Source organism: Halorubrum sp. AJ67, from assembly GCF_000513435.1.
In genome coordinates, this window is the sequence record NZ_CBVY010000011.1 from 142,131 (window position 1) to 145,728 (window position 3,598).

A 3,598-nucleotide genomic window follows, 5' to 3' on the forward strand; every position below is an offset into this window, starting at 1 on the left:
GGACGGCGGCTCGCGGGGGACGGAACATGGGGAGTCGGTCCGCAGCGGGATCACGATGGGGGTTCCCGGGTCCCGGGCTCGTCGCTCGGCGGCGTCGTCTCCGCGGTCGCGGGCAACGTCGCGGCGTTCGTCGTCGCCGCCGCGTTCGCGCTCACCGCGAGCGTTGTCGCGTACCGCTACGTCCCGGAGACCCACGTCACGGGCGACCGCTCCGGGGACTCGATCAAGCCGTGGGAGGTCGACACCGCCGTCCCCGCGGTGACGGTCGGCTTAGTCAACTTCGGGCTGATGTTCGCGTACATCGGCGCGCTGTTCTCCACGCTCGTCTTGTTCCTCGGGGAGAACGACATCTCGCTGTTCGGGCTCGCGCCGCAGGGGACCTCCGGGTTGTTCATGGCCGGCACGGTCCTGTCGGCCGCGTTCTTCATGCTCGTGGGGGGACGGGTCTCCGACACCCGGAACTCCCGGACGCCGATCCTGTTGACGTTCCTCGCCGTCTCGTTCGTCGGGTTCCTGCTGCTCGCCCGGGCCGGCTCAGTCCTCTCCTTGGGCCTCGCCTGCGTCTTCATCGGTGCCGGACAAGGGGGAACGAGCGGCCCGATGATGGCCCTGCTCGCGGACCTCACCCCGGACGAGCGGATGGGCCGCGCCTCGGGGACGAACAACGTCCTCGGCGACGTGGGCGGGGGACTCGGCCCATTGGTGTCCCTCCCGCTGATCGAGGCGGTCGGGTTCGCGCCCATCTACGCCGCCTGCGCGGTGCTCCCGCTCGCCGCGGGGGCCGTCCTCCTCGTCGGGGTGCGCCGGGAGACCGGAACCTTCCTCCCCGGACACGCGACCGGCGAAACGGGCCCGAGCGAGCGGTCGAACGCCGCGGACTCGTAGTTGACGGCGCTCCGCGAATTCCGATGCGGTCACTCATAAACCAACCAGCCGCCGGCGCGCCTCCGAGCGGCCGCCCCCGGCGGCCGCAAGGAGTCCGCGAGGGAGTCGGTGGTCCGGAGCAACGCGGAGGACCACCGACAGGGCGAGAGCGAAGCTCTCGCTTACAACCGGCGCGTAGCGCCGGTGACGAGGTTGGGGAGGCGTGAGGCTGTGGTGCTGTGCGGGGCGGGAATCGAAGGGGCAGCCGTGAGGACGAAGCACGCCGCAGCAAGCACTGGAAGGAGCGAGCGAAGCGAGCGACTGAAGCGCGCAGCAAGGCGCGCGAGTCCCGCGAGCGAAAGCGAGCGGGACCACGAAAGACGCAGCGCCGAGCGAAGCGAGGCGACCGTCTTTCGGAGGTACTCACGGCTGGGGCTTCGACGGTGTTCGTGGTCGAAGTCGGAACCGGTGTCGTTCGTTTACGATCATGGCTGGATCGACGCACCCCACCAAACGGATCGATCACCGCGTCACGGCCAGTATCGTAAGTATGCGAACCGCTGACTCCCCCTACCCGAAAGAACAACCGTTAAAAGTCGCCGACGGGTTCGTACGGACATGGCTGGAACTATCGAAGCGCTCGTCCCCGGCGGGCAGGCCACCCCCGGCCCGCCGCTCGGTCCCGAGCTCGGACCGACGCCGGTGGACGTTCAGGACGTCGTCGCGCAGATCAACGACGAGACCGCCGCGTTCGACGGCATGGAAGTGCCCGTCACCGTCGAGTACGACGACGACGGCTCCTTCACCATCGAGGTCGGCGTGCCGCCCACGGCGGAACTCATCAAGGACGAAGCCGGCTTCGAGACCGGCTCCGGTGAGCCGCAGGAGAACTTCGTCGCGGACATGTCCATCGAACAGGTGAAGACGGTCGCCGAGCAGAAGTCGAGCGACCTGCTCGCGTACGACACGAAGGCCGCCGCCAAGGAGGTCGGCGGCACCTGCGCCTCCCTCGGCGTCACCATCGAGGGCGAGGACGCCCGGACGTTCGACGACCGCGTCGACGCCGGCGACTACGACGACGTCCTCGACGAGTAGCGCTCCGCTACCGTCCCGCGGCCTCATTTTCGATGGCGAGTTTCTCGGATGACGCGGAGTCAAATCGCCGTTTTCGTTCGACCTCCGCGTATCGAGCGCGAAGGTTGAGACGCCGAGTGGGATAGTTTATGTCAGTACGCATGGGTTTATATCAGTACACGGGTGTTGTCGGGTATGGCCGGGGAGGGAGACGCGGTGGCGGCCGACAGGAGTGCCAATCGGGACCGGGCCGCTATCGACGACGTTGAGCCCGACGACGACGTTGAGCCCGACGACGACGACATCGACGCGTTCGACGAGGATCTCTGGCTGGATCGGATCTCCCGGAAGTTGGGGATGGGATGGCTATCAGACATGCTACCGGGGAATATCCCGCCCTCGTATCTCTACGCCGTTGTGACTATCACGACGCTCGAACTGGTGGTCGGTGCGTACTCGTACGCGATGGGGGAGCCGATCATCTACCTCCAGAATCCGTTCTTTGTGTTTCAGCCGATCGCGTTGTTCGCGGCGGTGTACGGCTCGCGCTCGCTCCGTCGACGCTACTACCACGTGATGAAGGAGATGCGGATCGACGACCGGGTCGACGAGTCCGAGCGGCTGACGGACATCATCCCGTCGTGGCTCCCGTGGACGGTGTTCCTGTCAGCGCTGGCCATAAACTACATCCGGATGTTCGCTCTCGGCGGACCCATCACCATCTACCGAGAGATGAACCTCGCGGCGGTGATCGGCTGGACGGTCTCGAATCCGGTCTGGGCGTCGATCGCCACGCAGTTCTTTGCGGTCTACCTCTCGGTCGAACTCATCGCACCGCGGCGTCTCCGGAACTCTGACGTCGGGATCGATTTCCTCGACCCGGAAGGGCTCGGCGGGCTCCGGCCGATCGGTGAACTGATCAAACACGCGTACTACTACGTTGTCGCCGGGCTGATCGCGTTCGCGCTCCTTCTCTACGGACCAGCAATTATTGGGATCGAGATGGAACGGACGGCGGCGACGAACATCGTTTTCACGGCGATTTGGGCCGGATCGATCGCCACGGTGGGATACGCGGTCTTCACGCTTCACCGGTTCATGCGCGACGAGAAGCGACACGAACTCCGTCGACTGAAGTCGATCGAGCAGCGGCTCGTCGAGAACCGGTGGGACATCAAACGCTACGTGGTCTCGGGAGAGGACCGAGACACGGTCGAGGAACTCCGACGGCGGATGGAGATGGTGAGCTCGACGAACGAGTATCCGGCGACGTTCAGCATCTGGTCGCAGCTGCTTCTCAGCATCATCATTCCGAAGGCCACCCAACTACTCGTTGCAAGAATATAGCGACGCGAATCGAGCGCCGTCCTACGCAAGTCGAGCGCCGTCCTACTGGTCGACATTCGGGAAACGGTACGACGGTCGATTCCGACTGTTTCGACGGCCGCCGAGCCGCCGGGCTATCGTTCTGTCACACCGCGGGGCGCTCCGCGGGTTCGGGCTCGGTCTCGTCAAGCGCGATCGGACGCACGTCGGCCCACGTCCAGCCGATGATCGCGGCCGCAGCGACGAGCGCGTAGAACTGGACGAAGACGCCGGCGATCGTACCGAGGACCGGCACCACGGAGAGGACCCCGATCGCGAGTGCGCCGGCGAGGAC

The 3,598-nt window shown here is 66.0% G+C and carries 2 protein-coding genes and 2 pseudogenes; 3 read left to right on the forward strand and 1 reads right to left on the reverse strand.

Annotated features, from left to right (window positions below; genetic code table 11):
• The 3 genes and pseudogenes from BN903_RS10430 to BN903_RS10440 all read left to right on the forward strand — a co-directional run.
• Positions 1-885, forward strand: a pseudogene (locus BN903_RS10430) (MFS transporter); the annotation flags it as partial.
• Between the two features lie 597 nt (positions 886-1,482).
• Positions 1,483-1,959 (forward strand): 50S ribosomal protein L11, encoded by a 477-nt coding sequence (locus tag BN903_RS10435; RefSeq protein ID WP_048077660.1) that lies wholly within the window; start codon positions 1,483-1,485, stop codon positions 1,957-1,959.
• A 174-nt stretch (positions 1,960-2,133) separates the two neighbouring features.
• The gene (locus BN903_RS10440; protein WP_052334950.1) at positions 2,134-3,285 is read left to right on the forward strand and encodes a hypothetical protein; all 1,152 of its coding nucleotides are present in this window, start codon (positions 2,134-2,136) and stop codon (positions 3,283-3,285) included.
• Positions 3,286-3,409: 124 nt separating this feature from the next.
• Here BN903_RS10440 and BN903_RS10445 read toward each other — a convergent pair.
• Positions 3,410-3,598 (reverse strand): annotated as a pseudogene (locus tag BN903_RS10445) (hypothetical protein); the annotation flags it as partial.